General features: G+C 60.3%; 15 protein-coding genes. 10 read left to right on the top strand and 5 right to left on the bottom strand.

Annotation, left to right across the window (positions count from 1 at the left end):
- Window positions 1-26 precede the first annotated feature (26 nt).
- Both PGR6_RS01860 and rpmE read right to left on the bottom strand, forming a co-directional pair.
- On the bottom strand, window positions 27-827 hold the full coding sequence (locus PGR6_RS01860) for a thermonuclease family protein (protein ID WP_064615923.1): 801 nt from the start codon (window positions 825-827) through the stop codon (window positions 27-29).
- Between the two features lie 35 nt (window positions 828-862).
- Complete coding sequence (gene rpmE, locus PGR6_RS01855; RefSeq protein ID WP_018929146.1) at window positions 863-1,081, bottom strand: 50S ribosomal protein L31; 219 nt, start codon at window positions 1,079-1,081, stop codon at window positions 863-865.
- 330 nt (window positions 1,082-1,411) lie between these two features.
- On the opposite strand from rpmE, the gene PGR6_RS01850 reads away from it, so the two are divergent.
- From PGR6_RS01850 to PGR6_RS01805, 10 genes are all read left to right on the top strand, one after another.
- Window positions 1,412-3,631 carry a primosomal protein N' gene (locus PGR6_RS01850; RefSeq protein ID WP_018929148.1) on the top strand — a complete coding sequence of 740 codons (2,220 nt, stop codon included), beginning with the start codon at window positions 1,412-1,414 and terminating at the stop codon, window positions 3,629-3,631.
- 225 nt (window positions 3,632-3,856) lie between these two features.
- Window positions 3,857-5,593, top strand: coding sequence for an arginine--tRNA ligase (gene argS, locus PGR6_RS01845; RefSeq protein ID WP_064615921.1), 1,737 nt, complete (start codon window positions 3,857-3,859; stop codon window positions 5,591-5,593).
- A 1-nt stretch (window position 5,594) separates the two neighbouring features.
- Window positions 5,595-6,305, top strand: a complete 711-nt coding sequence (locus PGR6_RS01840; RefSeq protein WP_007936813.1) for an SPOR domain-containing protein — start codon at window positions 5,595-5,597, stop codon at window positions 6,303-6,305.
- A gap of 298 nt (window positions 6,306-6,603) precedes the next feature.
- Window positions 6,604-7,134 carry an ATP-dependent protease subunit HslV gene (gene hslV, locus PGR6_RS01835; RefSeq protein WP_007936812.1) on the top strand — a complete coding sequence of 177 codons (531 nt, stop codon included), beginning with the start codon at window positions 6,604-6,606 and terminating at the stop codon, window positions 7,132-7,134.
- A gap of 54 nt (window positions 7,135-7,188) precedes the next feature.
- Entirely contained in the window at window positions 7,189-8,529 is a 1,341-nt protein-coding gene (gene hslU / locus PGR6_RS01830) for an ATP-dependent protease ATPase subunit HslU (protein ID WP_019581849.1), read from the top strand.
- A gap of 205 nt (window positions 8,530-8,734) precedes the next feature.
- Window positions 8,735-9,115 (top strand): gamma-butyrobetaine hydroxylase-like domain-containing protein, encoded by a 381-nt coding sequence (locus PGR6_RS01825; protein WP_064615919.1) that lies wholly within the window; start codon window positions 8,735-8,737, stop codon window positions 9,113-9,115.
- Between the two features lie 243 nt (window positions 9,116-9,358).
- Entirely contained in the window at window positions 9,359-11,038 is a 1,680-nt protein-coding gene (phaC, locus tag PGR6_RS01820; RefSeq protein WP_026286647.1) for a class II poly(R)-hydroxyalkanoic acid synthase, read from the top strand.
- 134 nt (window positions 11,039-11,172) lie between these two features.
- Window positions 11,173-12,027, top strand: coding sequence for a poly(3-hydroxyalkanoate) depolymerase (phaZ, locus tag PGR6_RS01815; protein WP_018929153.1), 855 nt, complete (start codon window positions 11,173-11,175; stop codon window positions 12,025-12,027).
- 129 nt (window positions 12,028-12,156) lie between these two features.
- On the top strand, window positions 12,157-13,839 hold the full coding sequence (phaC, locus tag PGR6_RS01810) for a class II poly(R)-hydroxyalkanoic acid synthase (protein WP_018929154.1): 1,683 nt from the start codon (window positions 12,157-12,159) through the stop codon (window positions 13,837-13,839).
- Window positions 13,840-13,898: 59 nt separating this feature from the next.
- Entirely contained in the window at window positions 13,899-14,519 is a 621-nt protein-coding gene (locus tag PGR6_RS01805; protein WP_018929155.1) for a TetR/AcrR family transcriptional regulator, read from the top strand.
- A gap of 89 nt (window positions 14,520-14,608) precedes the next feature.
- Here PGR6_RS01805 and PGR6_RS01800 read toward each other — a convergent pair whose 3' ends face one another.
- From PGR6_RS01800 to PGR6_RS01790, 3 genes are all read right to left on the bottom strand, one after another.
- Window positions 14,609-15,442, bottom strand: coding sequence for a phasin family protein (locus tag PGR6_RS01800; RefSeq protein WP_064615917.1), 834 nt, complete (start codon window positions 15,440-15,442; stop codon window positions 14,609-14,611).
- Window positions 15,443-15,452: 10 nt separating this feature from the next.
- Window positions 15,453-15,875 carry a phasin family protein gene (locus tag PGR6_RS01795; RefSeq protein ID WP_064615915.1) on the bottom strand — a complete coding sequence of 141 codons (423 nt, stop codon included), beginning with the start codon at window positions 15,873-15,875 and terminating at the stop codon, window positions 15,453-15,455.
- 227 nt (window positions 15,876-16,102) lie between these two features.
- Complete coding sequence (locus tag PGR6_RS01790; RefSeq protein WP_064615913.1) at window positions 16,103-16,378, bottom strand: polyhydroxyalkanoic acid system family protein; 276 nt, start codon at window positions 16,376-16,378, stop codon at window positions 16,103-16,105.
- Window positions 16,379-16,404 lie beyond the last annotated feature (26 nt).

Raw genomic sequence — 16,404 nt, 5'->3', positions numbered from 1 at the left:
CTGTTCACAATCTACAGAATAAATGTCTACAATTTTTCTTGCGGCGCGACCTGCAACATCGCCGGATCGGTCAGCGGCAAAAGCCAGCGTGCCTGCCCGGGCTTCAGCCCGCCACGGCGCGAACGATCCACGACCCAGCCACGAGCCTCGATTTGCTTGCCTTTGAGCTTCTCAAGCGACGCGTCATCGAATTGCCCCAGCAAATTGGGTGCAACCCGCAATACAACTGAATCCTGCAACTCGATCCAAACCCCGCCGCGATTGCGCTGAACCTTGCTCACACGACCACTGAGCACGGCGAAGCCGGACGCGTTGATCTGCTCCGCTTTCAGTACAGGTGACTGTCGCCACAGCCCGAGACCGGCCTGACGAGCACTGCGTTCCGCCGCCTGCTGGCAGCCGACCAAATCGACGTTCGGCGCTACCGCGACCTGAAAACCGAGACCTTCAGCAAGCATCTGCGCTTCGAGGTTGGCGCCATCGACGCTGTAGACATGGGCCAGCGTGCGGCCGTAATGGTCCTTGCCTTCTTTACCCGGCAGCAAACCGACCCGCCCGTCGCTGGCGGCCACCAGGGCTTCCAGGCGTTTGCGCGCGGCCTCGGCGAACGGCTCGTCGGAACGCCCCTGCTTGCCCAGCTCCGGCGTGTTCAAACCGATCATGCGCACACTGCGCCCATCGCTCAGACGCAAGGTGTCGCCATCCACCACCCGCTGGACTGCGACCGGCGTCAGCCCGCTCGGCGCCGGGCAGAAGGCCTGGGCAGCGGAAAGCCAAATCGCAGACATAAAAAAGGCGCCCGCGAGGGACGCCTTTTTTATCAGCATGGAAAAACCGTAACGGCTTCCCAAGTTGATCGGCCTTAGGCCTTTTTCGCGCCGAAAGCACCGAAACGGTCTGCGAAACGCTGAACGCGGCCGCCAGTGTCCAGAGTCTTTTGCTTACCGGTGTAGAACGGGTGGCATTCGTTGCAAACGTCGATCGCCAGGGCTTTGCCGTAGGTCGAACGGGTTTCGAACTTGTTGCCGCAGCTGCAGGTAACAGCAACTGCTGGGTATTCTGGATGGATATCAGCTTTCATGGTGTCTTCCTCAGGCTAGCGTGCCGCCACCCAACACTATTGTTGAATACCGCACGTAATTAGGCCGCGGATTCTACCAGACCTTTGCAAACACGCAAGCTGTCGTGGGTGCCCTCCATCAGGAAAGACTGTTCAATGTTGACGGCGTCTTTTAACGCCATGCTGCGTTGCTACTCCTCCCCATAGCGCGCTATGAGTCGTCGTAGCGCCTTGCCTGGCATTAAAATCCACTCGTCAACACTTGAACGCTTTCCTGATGGAGGACACAAATCCGACCGTCTGCTAGGCTCCCGGCCTTCTTCATCACCCCTTCACCGAGTAAACAATCGCGTGCCCAACGCCATTCTGCGCCTCGCCCTGCCTTCGCCCCTGCGCCGCCTGTTCGACTATCGCGCCCCGGCTGGAGTCCTGCGCGCCCAGTTACACCCGGGCATGCGTTTGCGGGTGCCGTTCGGCCGGCGGGAGATGATCGGGATTCTGGTGGAGATCACCGACCACAGCGAAGTCCCGACAGAAAAGCTCAAACCGGCGCTGGCCCTGCTCGATGCCGTACCGCCGCTGCCACCCGCGCTGTTCAAGCTGTGCCTGTGGACGTCCCAGTATTATCAGCACAGCCTCGGCGACACGTTGAGCTGGGCGCTGCCGGTGTTGCTGCGTCAGGGTGAACTGGCCGAAGCCCGTCAGGAGCGGTTCTGGTCCGCCGCGCCCGGCGCCAGCCTCGATGACCCGCGCATCGCCCGCGCCCCGAGGCAGCGCGAAGCCCTGGCGACCCTGGCGCAACATCCCCATGGCGTCGCCCATCAGTTGCTGAGCAAACTGATGCTGAGCAAGGACAGCCTCGATCTGTTGTTGGCCAAGGATCTGGTGCAGGTAGACATCCGCAGGCACGCGCCCGGCGCTCGCCACGAACACTGGCTGGCACAACCGGAATTGCCGCTCAACCCGGAGCAGCGCGCCGCTTATGAAGCGATTCGCGCCGGGTTCGACAGTTATCACGCGTTCCTGCTGGCCGGCGTCACCGGCAGCGGCAAGACCGAAGTCTATTTGCAACTGATCCGCGAAACCCTCGAGGCCGGCAAACAAGCCCTGGTGCTGATCCCGGAGATCAACCTCGGCCCGCAAACCCTGGCGCGCTTCGAACAGCGCTTCAATGCACGCATCGCGCTGATCCACTCCGCCGTCAACGACCGCGAGCGCCTGGACGCCTGGCTGGCCGCGCGGGATGGCGAAGCCGACATTATTATCGGCACCCGTTCGGCGCTGTTCACGCCGATGAAGAACCCCGGCCTGATCATCATCGATGAAGAGCACGACGGCTCCTATAAACAGCAGGAAGGCTTGCGCTACCACGCCCGCGACCTGGCGCTGGTTCGCGCCCGGCAGGAAAACATCCCGATTGTCCTCGGCTCCGCCACGCCTTCGCTGGAAAGCCTGCAAAACGCCTACACCGGTCGTTACGGCCTGCTGCGCCTGAATGAGCGCGCCGGTGGTGCCAAGCAACCGCGCTTCCTGCGCCTGGACGTGAAAAGTCGTCCACTGGACAGCGGCATTTCCGGGCCGATGCAGCAAGCCATCGGTCAGACCCTCGCCGCCGGCCAGCAGGTGCTGGTGTTCCTCAACCGTCGAGGGTTCGCCCCGACACTGCTCTGCCACGATTGCGGCTGGATGTCTGAATGCCAGCGTTGCGACGCGCGAATGACCGTGCACCAGCGCTCGGGCGAATTGCGTTGCCATCATTGTGGCTACGTCGAGCGCGTGCCTCGGCATTGCCCGAAGTGCGGCAAGGTCGATTTGCGGCCCGTGGGCGCCGGTACCGAGCGTGCCGAGGAACGCTTGGGGATTCTGTTTCCGGACGTCCCGGTGCTGCGGGTCGACCGCGACAGTACTTCACGCAAAGACGCGATGAATCAGTTGTTCGCGACCATCCAGAAAGGCCAGCCGTGCATTCTGGTCGGCACACAGATGCTTGCCAAAGGGCACCACTTTCCTCGGGTGACACTGGTGTCGATTCTCGATGCCGACGGCGGGTTGTTCTCCGGTGACTTCCGCGCCAGCGAGCGCATGGCGCAGTTGATCGTGCAGGTCGCCGGGCGCGCGGGGCGGGCCGAAGAACCGGGCAAAGTGATCATCCAGACGCACCTGGCGGACCACCCGCTGCTGGTGCAACTGACCGAACAGGGCTACTTCGCCTTCGCCGAACAGGCGCTGAGCGAGCGCCGCTCCGCCGGGTTGCCGCCATTTGCGCATCTCGCGCTGCTGCGGGCCGAAGCGCACAAACCGGGGCAGGCCGAAGGGTTCCTCGATGAAGCGTGCAGTGAGGCCGAACGACTGCTGACCGAACAGCATCTGACCGGCATCGAGTTGCTGGGGCCGGTTCCGGCACCGATGGAGCGCCGGGCCGGGCGCTATCGCGCACAGTTATTGCTGCAAGCCACGGCCCGGGCGCCACTGCATCGATTGTTGAGCAGTTGGTTGCTGGCTTTGGAGCAGATGCCCAGTGGGCGGGCAGTGCGTTGGTCTTTGGATGTCGATCCGGTCGATTTGTATTGATTTCAAAATCGCCATCGCGGGCAGACCTCGCTCTTACAACGGATCTTGCTGATCCGCACACTGCCTCTGTAGGAGCGAGGCTTGCCCGCGAAGGCGGCCGATTTGTCACCACATATCCATAACCTGCCCGCTATAGTTGGCAAGCCCGTCTTCGCAACGGATAATGCCCAGTTTTTCCACCAGCGCACTGAAGCGCCGCCGCGCCTGCGGTCGAAAGAGAAGACCATGAAAGACACCATTCGCCAGCTGATCCAACAAGCCATCACCCAACTCGTCAACGAAGGTGTGTTGCCTGAAGGCCTGTCGCCGGCGATCCAGGTGGAAAACTCCCGTGACAAGACTCACGGCGACTTCGCCAGCAACATCGCGATGATGCTGGCCAAACCGGCCGGCATGAAGCCCCGTGACCTGGCCGAGAAAATCATCGCCGCGCTGCCGGCTGACGAAAACGTCTCCAAAGCCGAAATTGCCGGTCCTGGCTTCCTGAACTTTTTCCAGAACACCCAAGCCCTGGCGACCCGCCTGGACGCGGCCCTGGCCGACGACCACATCGGCGTACGCAAGGCCGGCCCGGTGCAGCGCACCGTGGTTGACCTGTCGGCCCCGAACCTGGCCAAAGAGATGCACGTCGGCCACTTGCGCTCGACCATCATCGGCGACGGCGTGGCCCGGGTGCTGGAGTTCCTCGGCGACACCGTGATCCGTCAGAACCATGTCGGCGACTGGGGTACCCAGTTCGGCATGCTGATGGCTTATCTGCAGGAAAACCCGATCACCAGCGACGAGCTGTCGGACCTGGAAAACTTCTACCGCGCCGCCAAGCAGCGCTTCGACGAGTCCGAAGAGTTCGCCGACCGCGCCCGCGGCCTGGTGGTCAAGCTGCAAGCCGGCGACCCGGACTGCCTGGCCCTATGGACCAAGTTCAAGGACATCTCGCTGTCCCACTGCCAGAAAATCTACGAACTGCTGAACGTCAAACTGACCATGGCCGACGTGATGGGTGAAAGCGCCTATAACGACGACCTGATCAACGTGGTCAACGACCTCAAGGCCAAAGGCATGCTGGTCGAGAGCAACGGCGCCCAGTGCGTGTTCCTCGACGAGTTCAAGAACGCCGAGGGCGAACCGCTGCCAGTGATCATCGTCAAGGCCGATGGCGGCTACCTCTATGCCACCACCGACCTGGCGGCCGTGCGCTACCGCAGCGGCGTGCTGAAAGCCGATCGCGCGCTGTACTTCGTTGACCAGCGCCAGGCCCTGCACTTCCAGCAGGTGTTCCAGGTCGCGCGTCAGGCCGGCTTCGTAACCCATCCGATGGAAATGGAACACATGGGCTTCGGCACCATGAACGGCGCCGATGGCCGCCCGTTCAAAACCCGTGACGGCGGCACCGTGAAGCTGATCGACCTGCTGACCGAAGCCCAGGAACGCGCCTACACGCTGGTGAAGGAGAAGAACCCGGAGTTGGCCGAAGACGAGCTGCGCAACATCGCCAAGGTCGTGGGCATTGGCGCGGTGAAGTACGCCGACCTGTCCAAGCACCGCACCAGCGACTACAGCTTCAACTTCGACCTGATGCTGAACTTCGAAGGCAACACCGCACCGTACCTGCTGTACGCCTACACCCGAGTGGCCGGCGTGTTCCGCAAGCTCGGCAAGGACTTCAGCGAAGTCGAAGGGCAAATCGTCCTCGAAGCGCCGCACGAACATGAGCTGGCGGCGAAACTGGCGCAGTTCGGCGAGATCCTGAATAACGTGTCCGACAAAGGCACGCCGCACATTCTCTGCACCTACCTGTACGATGTTGCCGGCCTGTTCTCCAGTTTCTACGAGAACTGCCCGATCCTCGGCGCCGATACCCCGGCGCAAATGCAGAGCCGTTTGCGCCTTGCTGCGTTGACCGGCCGCACTCTCAAGCAAGGCCTGGAACTCTTGGGTCTGGAAACTCTGGAGCGTATGTAAGTTGGCTGCCAAGAAAAAACCTGCACCCAAGCGTGGCGCCAGCCGTTACCAAGCTCCTGCAAAGCAACCGATCCCGGGCTGGCTGTGGATGGCCATCGGCCTGACGGTCGGCGCGTTCATTGTGTTCCTGATGAAGCTGGAGCCGGGCAAGGGCAGTGACAGCGTCAAGCGCGAGAAGGTCGAGCAACAGCAGAAAGCTACCAAGATCGCCGAAGCCAACAAGACCCCGCCGAGCCCGACGCAACCGGTGAAGCCGAAGTACGACTTCTACACCTTGCTGCCGGAATCGGAAGTGATCGTGCCGCCGGATGCGGTACCGGAGAAAACCCTGCCGACGCCACAGGTGCCGGCCGTGCCGACCACGCCGGTGACGCCTGCGGAAGCGGCGAAGATCGACACCGCCCGGGCTCAGGCGGCATTGGCCGGCATCACTCCGCCGCCAGCGCCACCGGTGGCTAAAGCGGCGCCGGTGACCAAGTTCTTCCTGCAGGCCGGTTCGTTCCGCAAGCAAGCCGATGCCGACAAGGTTCGGGCGCAGATCATCCTGCTGGGTCAGGCCGTGGCGGTTGAATCCGGCACGGTGAAGGACGAGACCTGGTACCGGGTGCTGGTCGGCCCGTTCAGCAACCGCGAACAACTGACCACCGCCCAGAAGCAACTGGCGGGCAGCGGCTTCAGTAACCTGTTGTTACAACAACGCCAGAGCCGCTGATCCCACTGTACTGGCAGAAGCAATCTGCTTTTGTGGCGAGGGAGCTTGCTCCCGTTGGGGCGCGAAGCGGCCCTAAAATCGACCGCCAAGGTCTGTCTGGCCAACCGCGGCGACCGACTTTAGGGCCGCTTCGCGCCCCAACGGGGGCAAGCCCCCTCGCCACAGGGATTCACTTGCACCCGCCTTCGCAAATGACACACCGCTCGTCCCCCGCCGCGTCCTACAGTTGAAAAACGCTCCACCACCCCCATATGAGTTGGCATAAGGCATTTTCGCCCCGCTGCGTGGAGACTCTCCCTTGACCACCATCGTTTCAGTTCGCCGCCACGGCAAAGTCGTCATGGGCGGCGACGGCCAGGTTTCGCTCGGCAATACCGTGATGAAAGGCAACGCGAAGAAAGTTCGCCGCCTGTACCACGGTCAGGTTATCGCCGGTTTTGCCGGGGCTACCGCTGACGCCTTCACCCTCTTCGAACGTTTCGAAGGCCAACTCGAAAAACATCAGGGCCACCTGGTTCGCGCCGCTGTCGAACTCGCCAAAGAATGGCGCACCGACCGCTCCCTCAGCCGCCTCGAAGCCATGCTCGCGGTCGCCAACAAGGATGCCTCCCTGATCATCACCGGCAACGGTGACGTGGTTGAGCCTGAAGAAGGCCTGATCGCCATGGGTTCCGGCGGCGGCTACGCCCAGGCTGCGGCCAGCGCGCTGTTGAAAAAGACCGACCTGTCGGCCCGGGAAATCGTCGAAACCGCTTTGGGCATCGCTGGCGACATCTGCGTGTTCACCAACCACAACATCACCATCGAGGAGCAGGATCTCGCTGAGTAAGCCTGTCTTGGCCTAGCGCCACGGCTCACTTTTGCTTGAGGACCGCCAATTACTATGCCCATGACCCCCCGTGAAATCGTCCACGAACTCAATCGCCATATCATCGGCCAGGACGATGCCAAACGCGCCGTCGCCATTGCCTTGCGCAACCGCTGGCGCCGGATGCAGCTGCCCGAAGAGCTGCGCGTCGAAGTCACCCCCAAGAACATTCTGATGATCGGCCCGACCGGCGTCGGTAAAACCGAGATCGCCCGTCGCCTGGCCAAACTCGCCAACGCTCCGTTCATCAAAGTCGAAGCGACCAAATTCACCGAAGTGGGCTATGTCGGCCGCGACGTCGAATCGATCATTCGTGATCTGGCGGACGCGGCGATCAAGCTGCTGCGCGAACAGGAAATGACCAAGGTTCGCCACCGCGCCGAAGACGCCGCCGAAGAACGCATCCTCGACGCCTTGCTGCCACCGGCACGCATGGGTTTCAGCAACGAAGACGCCGCCCCGGCCCAGGACTCCAACACCCGCCAGCTGTTCCGCAAACGCCTGCGTGAAGGTCAGCTGGACGACAAGGAGATCGAAATCGAAGTCGCCGAAATCACCGGCGTCGATATCTCCGCGCCACCGGGCATGGAAGAAATGACCAACCAGTTGCAGAGCCTGTTCGCCAACATGGGCAAGGGCAAGCGCAAGAGCCGCAAGCTCAAGGTCAAGGAAGCGCTGAAACTGGTTCGCGACGAAGAAGCCGGTCGCCTGGTCAACGAAGAAGAGTTGAAGGCCAAGGCGCTGGAAGCTGTCGAACAGCACGGCATCGTGTTCATCGACGAAATCGACAAGGTCGCCAAGCGCGGCAATACCGGTGGCGTCGACGTATCCCGTGAAGGCGTACAGCGCGACTTGCTGCCGCTGATCGAAGGCTGCACCGTCAACACCAAACTGGGCATGGTCAAGACCGACCACATCCTGTTCATCGCCTCTGGCGCATTCCACCTGAGCAAGCCGAGTGATCTGGTGCCGGAGCTGCAAGGTCGCCTGCCGATTCGGGTCGAACTCAAGGCCCTGAGCCCGGAAGATTTCGAGCGTATCCTCAGCGAACCGCATGCCTCTCTCACCGAGCAGTATTGCGCGCTGCTGAAAACCGAAGGGCTGCTCATCGAGTTCCAGCCGGACGGCATCAAGCGTATTGCCGAGATTGCCTGGCAGGTCAACGAGAAGACCGAGAACATCGGCGCCCGTCGCCTGCACACCTTGCTGGAGCGTCTGCTTGAAGAGGTGTCGTTCAGTGCCGGCGATCTGGCCAGCACCCATGACGAAAAGGCGATCCTGATCGATGCCGATTACGTCAATAGCCACTTGGGCGAATTGGCGCAGAACGAAGACCTGTCCCGTTATATCCTGTAGGTCTCATTCTGTGTGAGCGGGCTTCTGTGGCGAGGGAGCTTGCTCCCGCTGGGTCGCGAAGCGGCCCCAAAGTCGGTGAATGCGGTTTATCTACAAGACCTCATTCGCCGGATTTACGACTGCTACGCAGCCGAGCGGGAGCAAGCTCCCTCGCCACAGATCACCCGCCGACACAGGGCCTTCATACAAACGGAAGATCGGCCCCATGACGACCCAACTCCCCACCGACATCAAACTGCACAAAGCCTCGAAAACCCTGACGCTCAAATACGCGTCCGGCGAGGAGTATCACCTGCCCGCAGAATTCCTTCGCGTGCACTCTCCTTCCGCCGAGGTCCAGGGCCACGGCAAACCTATCCTGCAATTTGGCAAGATCGGCGTAGGCCTGAGCAAGGTCGAACCAGCCGGTCAGTACGCACTGAAATTGACCTTCGACGACGGCCACGACAGCGGCCTGTTCACCTGGGAATATCTGTACCAGTTGGCGGTGCGCCAAGAGGATCTGTGGAACGATTATCTTGCCGAACTCAAAGCGGCCGGAAAGACCCGTGATCCGAACGAGTCGATCGTCAAGCTGATGCTCTAGGTCAGGCCTCGAGGTATTTAGAGGGCATTTTCTAATTCCATCTGTTTGAATGCTTGGCTGCCGGGTCAACGATTGGCCCGCTTGCGAAAAAAATTAAACTCGGGTAACCAATGGAGCTGGCAAGTTCCGTGCATTTGTAGCTATGCGCAATTAACGGTCACCCCGAGCAGTAGTACCTGGCGTTTGCTGTGTGACTACACAGCTGGGCTCAGGTACTCGCCTCAGGACAATGGAGCGTCGTAGATGAGTAACAAGCAAAACGATGACCTGAAATTCCAGGCTTCAGAAAATACCTTGGGACTGAATCCTGTTGTTGGGCTGCGTAGAAAGGATCTACTGGGCTCTGCCCGAATGGTGCTGACCCAGGCCATCAGACAACCCATCCACAGTGCCAGGCACGTCGCCCATTTCGGCATCGAACTCAAGAACGTGCTGTTCGGAAAATCCGAGCTTCAACCGCAAAGCGACGACCGCCGTTTCCTCGACCCGGCCTGGAGCCAGAACCCTCTCTACAAACGTTATTTGCAAACTTATCTGGCGTGGCGCAAGGAGCTCCATACCTGGATCGATAAGAGCAATCTCTCGCCCAAGGACGTCGCTCGCGGGCATTTCGTGATCAACCTCATGACCGAAGCCATGGCCCCGACCAACACGGCAGCCAACCCGGCGGCGGTCAAACGCTTCTTCGAAACCGGCGGCAAAAGCCTGCTCGACGGCCTCTCTCATCTGGCCAAGGATCTGATCCACAACGGCGGGATGCCGAGCCAGGTCAACATGGGCGCGTTCGAAGTCGGCAAGAGCCTGGGTGTGACCGAAGGCGCGGTGGTCTTTCGCAACGACGTGCTGGAGCTGATCCAGTACAAGCCGATCACCGAGCAAGTGCATGAACGCCCACTGCTGGTGGTGCCGCCGCAAATCAACAAGTTCTATGTTTTCGACCTCAGCCCGGACAAGAGCCTGGCGCGCTTCTGCCTGCGCAACAACATGCAGACGTTCATCGTCAGCTGGCGCAACCCGACCAAGGAACAACGCGAGTGGGGTCTGTCGACCTACATCGAAGCGCTCAAGGAAGCGGTCGACGTGGTCACCGCGATCACCGGCAGCAAAGACGTGAACATGCTCGGTGCCTGCTCCGGCGGCATTACCTGCACCGCGCTGCTGGGTCATTACGCAGCGATCGGCGAGAAGAAAGTAAACGCCCTGACGCTGCTGGTCAGCGTGCTCGACACCACCCTCGACAGCGACGTGGCCCTGTTCGTCGACGAGCAGACCCTCGAAGCCGCCAAGCGCCACTCCTACCAGGCCGGTGTGCTGGAAGGTCGCGATATGGCGAAAGTCTTCGCCTGGATGCGTCCCAACGACTTGATCTGGAACTACTGGGTCAACAACTACCTGTTGGGCAACGAGCCACCGGTGTTCGACATTCTGTTCTGGAACAACGACACCACTCGCCTGCCGGCCGCTTTCCACGGCGACCTGATCGAGATGTTCAAAAACAACCCACTGATCCGCCCCAATGCACTGGAAGTGTGCGGCACACCGATCGACCTCAAACAGGTCGATGCCGACATCTTTTCCCTGGCCGGCACCAACGATCACATCACCCCGTGGAAGTCCTGCTACAAGTCGGCACAACTGTTCGGCGGCAAGGTCGAGTTCGTGCTGTCCAGCAGCGGACATATCCAGAGCATTCTGAACCCGCCGGGCAATCCGAAAGCACGCTACATGACCAGCACCGACATGCCGGTCAAGGCCGAGGACTGGATGGAAAACTCCACCAAGCACACCGACTCCTGGTGGTTGCATTGGCAGGCGTGGCAGGCCGAACGCTCGGGCAAACTGAAGAAGTCCCCCGCCAACCTTGGCAACAAGGCCTATCCCGCGGGTGAGGCGTCGCCAGGCACGTATGTGCACGAACGTTGAGCTTCAAACAACTCGCAGTCCGCGGCACTGGGAGGTGCCGCGATTGTCATTAATCAGCCTCGAGGCCAGCCTCGAACATTCTGCGACGGCCCGGGATGGCCCAATCAGCGTTTAAAACTTACAGGGCTTCGTGCATGCCGCAACCGTTCGTATTCCGTACCGTCAACCTGGATGGGCAGACCCTCCGCACCGCGGTACGCCCCGGCAAGCCTCACTTGACGCCCTTGCTGGTTTTCAATGGCATCGGCGCCAACCTGGAGCTGATATTTCCGTTCGTCCAGGCACTGGATCCGGACCTGGAAGTCATCGCCTTCGACGTACCCGGTGTCGGCGGCTCATCGACGCCCAGCCGGCCGTATCGCTTTTCGGGCCTGGCGAAACTGACGGCGCGAATGCTCGATTATCTCGATTACGGGCAGGTCAATGTGATCGGCGTGTCATGGGGTGGCGCCCTGGCGCAGCAATTTGCCTATGACTATCCCGAGCGCTGCAAGAAGCTGGTGCTGGCAGCCACGGCGGCCGGCACAGTGATGGTGCCGGGCAAACCGAAAGTGCTATGGATGATGGCCAGCCCACGACGCTACATCCAGCCGTCCCATGTGATTCGCATCGCGCCGATGATCTATGGCGGCTCGTTCCGTCGCGATCCGACCCTGGCGGCCAGTCACGCCGCGCGGGTTCGCTCGGCAGGCAAACTGGGCTACTACTGGCAGCTGTTCGCCGGGTTCGGCTGGACCAGCATTCACTGGCTGCACAAGATCCACCAGCCGACCCTGGTGCTGGCCGGCGACGACGACCCACTGATCCCGCTGATCAATATGCGCATGCTGGCCTGGCGCATTCCCAACGCCCAATTGCACATCATCGACGACGGGCATCTGTTCTTGATTACCCGGGCCGAAGCGGTGGCACCGATCATCATGAAGTTTCTCGAAGAGGAACGTCAGCGCGCAGTGATGCATCCGCATCCGGCGCCATCGGGCAGTTGACCGGCCCCGGATTTGGTTCAGGAAAAGAGCGTCGACAGGACGTCGTACCGCGCAACAATCCGCAACAACGTCTATGGTGATTTGTTCGGTGAGTTTGTTTTTGGCCTGATGACGAAGGAGTGTTGACTCATGCGCGACAAACCAGCGAAGGGCTCCTTGCCCACTCCCGCTGCATTCATCAACGCACAGAGTGCGGTTACCGGTCTGCGCGGCCGGGACTTGCTTTCAACCTTGCGCAGCCTGGCCACCCATGGCCTGCGCAACCCGGTGTACACGGCCCGGCATGCCTTGAAGCTGGGCGGCCAGCTTGGCCGCGTGTTGTTGGGTGAGACCCTGCACCCGATCAATCCGCAAGACAATCGCTTTGCCGACCCGGCGTGGAGCCTCAACCCTTTTTATCGCCGCAGCTTGCAGGCCTACCTGAGTTGGCAGAAGGAGGTCAAAAACTGGATCGACGAGAGCAACCTGAGCCCGGACGATCGCGCCCGCGCCCACTTTGCGTTTGCCTTGATCAACGACGCCGTGGCGCCGTCCAACACCCTGCTCAATCCGCTGGCGGTCAAGGAGATCTTCAACTCCGGCGGTCACAGTCTGGTGCGGGGTATCGGCCATCTGCTCGATGACCTGCTGCACAACGACGGCTTGCCCAGACAAGTCACCAAACAAGCATTCGAGGTAGGCAAGACAGTCGCCACCACCACCGGCTCCGTGGTGTTTCGCAATGAGCTGCTGGAACTGATCCAGTACAAGCCGATGAGCGAAAAACAGTATTCCAAGCCGTTGCTGATCGTGCCGCCACAGATCAACAAGTTCTACATTTTCGACTTGAGCCCCAGTAACAGCTTCGTCCAGTTCGCCCTTAAAAACGGCCTGCAGACCTTCGTGATCAGCTGGCGCAATCCTGATGTGCGTCACCGCGAATGGGGGCTGTCGTCTTACGTCGAAGCCACCGAAGAAGCGATGAATGTGTGCCGGGCGATTACCGGCTCCCGCGACGTCAACCTGATGGGTGCCTGCGCCGGCGGGCTGACCATCGCCGCGCTGCAAGGGCACTTGCAGGCCAAGCGGCAGCTGCGGCGGGTGTCCAGCGCGACCTATCTGGTCAGCCTGCTCGACAGTCAGATAGAAAGCCCGGCCACCCTCTTCGTCGACGAACAAACGCTGGAAGCGGCCAAGCGCCGCTCATATCAGAAGGGCGTTCTGGAAGGTCGCGACATGGCCAGGGTTTTTGCCTGGATGCGCCCCAACGATTTGATCTGGAATTACTTCGTCAATAACTACCTGCTGGGCAAGGAGCCACCGGCGTTCGACATCCTCTACTGGAACAATGACAACACGCGCCTGCCGGCAGCGTTTCATGGCGATCTGCTGGACTTCTTCAAGCACAACCCGCTGAGTCATCCGGGAGGGCTGGAAGTGTGCGGCACACCGATCGACCTGCAGAAAGTCACCGTCGACAGTTTCAGCGTGGCCGGCATGAACGATCACATCACCCCGTGGGATGCGGTGTACCGCTCGACCTTGCTGCTGGGTGGCGAGCGACGCTTCGTGCTGTCGAGCAGCGGTCATGTGCAGAGCATTCTCAACCCGCCGCACAACTCGAAAGCCAACTACGTCGAGAACCCGAAACTGAGCAGCGACCCGCGGGCCTGGTATTACGACGCCAAACGCGTCGACGGCAGTTGGTGGACGCAATGGCTGAGCTGGATTCAGGAACGCTCCGGCGCACTACACGAAACCCAGATGACCCTCGGCAACCAGAACTATCCACCGATGGAGGCGGCACCCGGTACTTACGTGCGCGTGCGCTGACGTTCAATGAACCACGGCCGCCAATGGCCGTGGCCTGACTCGACCATTAAGAAGACTGGATGAAAACCCGCGACCGGATTCTCGAATGTGCCCTGCAGTTGTTCAATCAGAAGGGCGAACCGAACGTGTCCACCATGGAGGTGGCCAACGAAATGGGCATCAGCCCGGGCAACCTCTACTACCACTTCCACGGCAAGGAGCCGCTGATCCTGGGGCTGTTCGAACGCTTCCAGACCGAACTGACGCCCTTGCTCGACCCACCGTCCGATGTGGAATTGGCACCCGAAGATTACTGGCTGTTCCTGCACCTGATCGTCGAACGCCTGGCCCAATACCGGTTTCTGTTCCAGGACTTGTCGAACCTTGCCGGCCGCCTGCCGAAACTGGCCAAGGGGATACGCAACCTGCTCAATGCGTTGAAGCGCACACTGGCTTCATTGCTGGCACAGTTGAAGGCTCAGGGGCAGTTGGTCAGCGACACTCAGGCATTGGGGCAACTGGTGGAGCAAATCACCATGACATTGCTGTTCTCGCTGGACTATCAGCGGATTCTCGACCGTGAAGGTGAAGTACGACTGGTGGTGTACCAGATCATGATGCTGGTGGCGCCGCACTTGTTGCCGCCGGTCAAAGTCGCGACCGAGCGGTTGGCGTTGCAGTACCTCGAAGAGCACAACTGACCCGGTGGGTCTTCGATGGCTTCTGGAATCCATGCACAAACAAAAACGCCCGACCTTTACAGGCCGGGCGTTTTTTTGCGTCCTGGAAATCAGGACTGACTGGTTGGCGCCGATGGAGTCGGTGCGATAGTCGGGGTTACAGCAGGGGTCGGCGCAGCGGCGGAGTTCGCCGGACTGACCGGGGTTGCCGGTTTGGCGGCAGCCACTGCTGGTTTCGGAGCGGCCGCTTTCGGGGCGGCTGGTTTTTTCACTGCTGGCTTCTTCGCCGCAGCGGGTTTGGCCGCTGCGGTTTTAGCTGCAGGTTTGGCCGCTGGTTTAGCGGCTGGTTTTGCGGCAGCTTTTGCAGCGGGTTTAGCAGCGGGTTTAGCGGCCGCTTTGGCTGCAGGTTTCGCAGCAGCAGTTTTGGCGGCCGGCTTGGCGGCAGGTTTCGCTGCGGCCTTGGCCAATGGTTTGGCAGCGCTTTTAGCTGCCGGTTTGGCCGCCGCGGTTTTCGCCGCAACAGGCGCAACCTTGGCACCGGTGAGTTTTTCGATTTGCTTGGTCAGGGTATCGACCTTGCTGTGCAGTGCCTTGACTTCATTGCGGCTCGGTACACCCAGGCGCGAAATGGCGCTGTTCAGGCGCTTGTCGAAAGCCCCTTCCAGCTCATCCCACTTGCCCAGTGCGCGATCTTTCACGCCGCTGATGCGCGACTTGGCCGACGAAGCGGAGTCCTTGGCAGCATCGACAGTCTTGCCGACAGCGCTCTTGGTGAGCTTCTCGGCTTTCTCGCCGTCCTTAACCAATGCATCGAAGAGTTTGCTGCCGTCAGTATCAATCTTCGAGTACACGCCTAAACCAGCCAGCCAGATCTTGCGGGAGTAGTCTTCGACCTTCCCGATCCACGAGCTGCCTTCTTTTTCAGTATTCTTTTTGCCAGCCATCCCGTTCTCCTTAAGATTTACGCGCGACACGTTCGAGCAATGCTGTCAGCTCATCGAGCTTAGCAGAGAGTGTCTCCACGTCATGTTTAGACGGAATGCCGATACGATTCAAGGCACTTGCGATACGCGTATCGAAAGCCTTCTCGACTTTGTCGAGTTGAAGTTCGACTTTGCCTTTGAAAGTACTCACTTCACTCTTGGCTTCATCGATCTCGGCATTAGCCGCTTCAAGTTTCTCAGCAACTACTTTTTTGCCTTTCTTTTCAACAGCTTGACCAGCCTTGATCAACTCTTGAACGTACTCGCCACCCTCTTGACCGACCTTGGTGTAAGCACCCAGGCTCGCCAGCCAGATCTTGCGGGCATACGATTTGACGTCGTTCAGAGTGTTGGTCTCAACGTCGACTTTTTTCTTCACAATAACTTTGGCCATGGTCCACCTCACGCGCAGAAGGGTTGAGGAACTGCCCGCGAAAGTGTCGGGCTCAGGCACAAAGTAGGGAGAAAAATTAGAAACGGCACCCTAACAACCGCAACAATTGCGTGCCGTGGAATACCTGTAGGAGCGAAGCTTGCTCGCGAAGGGGCCGGTCCATCCGCACCATCTTCGATGGCAGGAACTCTGCCTTCGCGAGCAAGCTTCGCTCCTACGGGTCGTCATCACGCGAGGGCTTTGTCGAGAGCCCTTTCGATTTCCGATTTGATGGTGCTGCTCATGGCGGACATCAACAGCCCCAATTCGACATCAACCCGGATCGAATCCTCGCCCACATGCACCGCCCCTTTCACACCGGAGCGCTTGAGGTTCAGCGTGTCGCCAGACCACTGTGGCTCCAGGCCATATTGATCGGACAGTTTCTGCGCCAACTTGTCGGCCTTCTCACGGGCCGCTTCCTTACCCAGGCCATGGGCACGCTCAACACTAATATGGGCCATCGAATGACTCCTGCTTTATGGACACT

Source organism: Pseudomonas sp. GR 6-02, assembly GCF_001655615.1.
In the GTDB taxonomy this organism is placed as follows: Bacteria; Pseudomonadota; Gammaproteobacteria; order Pseudomonadales; family Pseudomonadaceae; genus Aquipseudomonas.
This window is presented reverse-complemented; position numbering and strand designations above follow the sequence as displayed.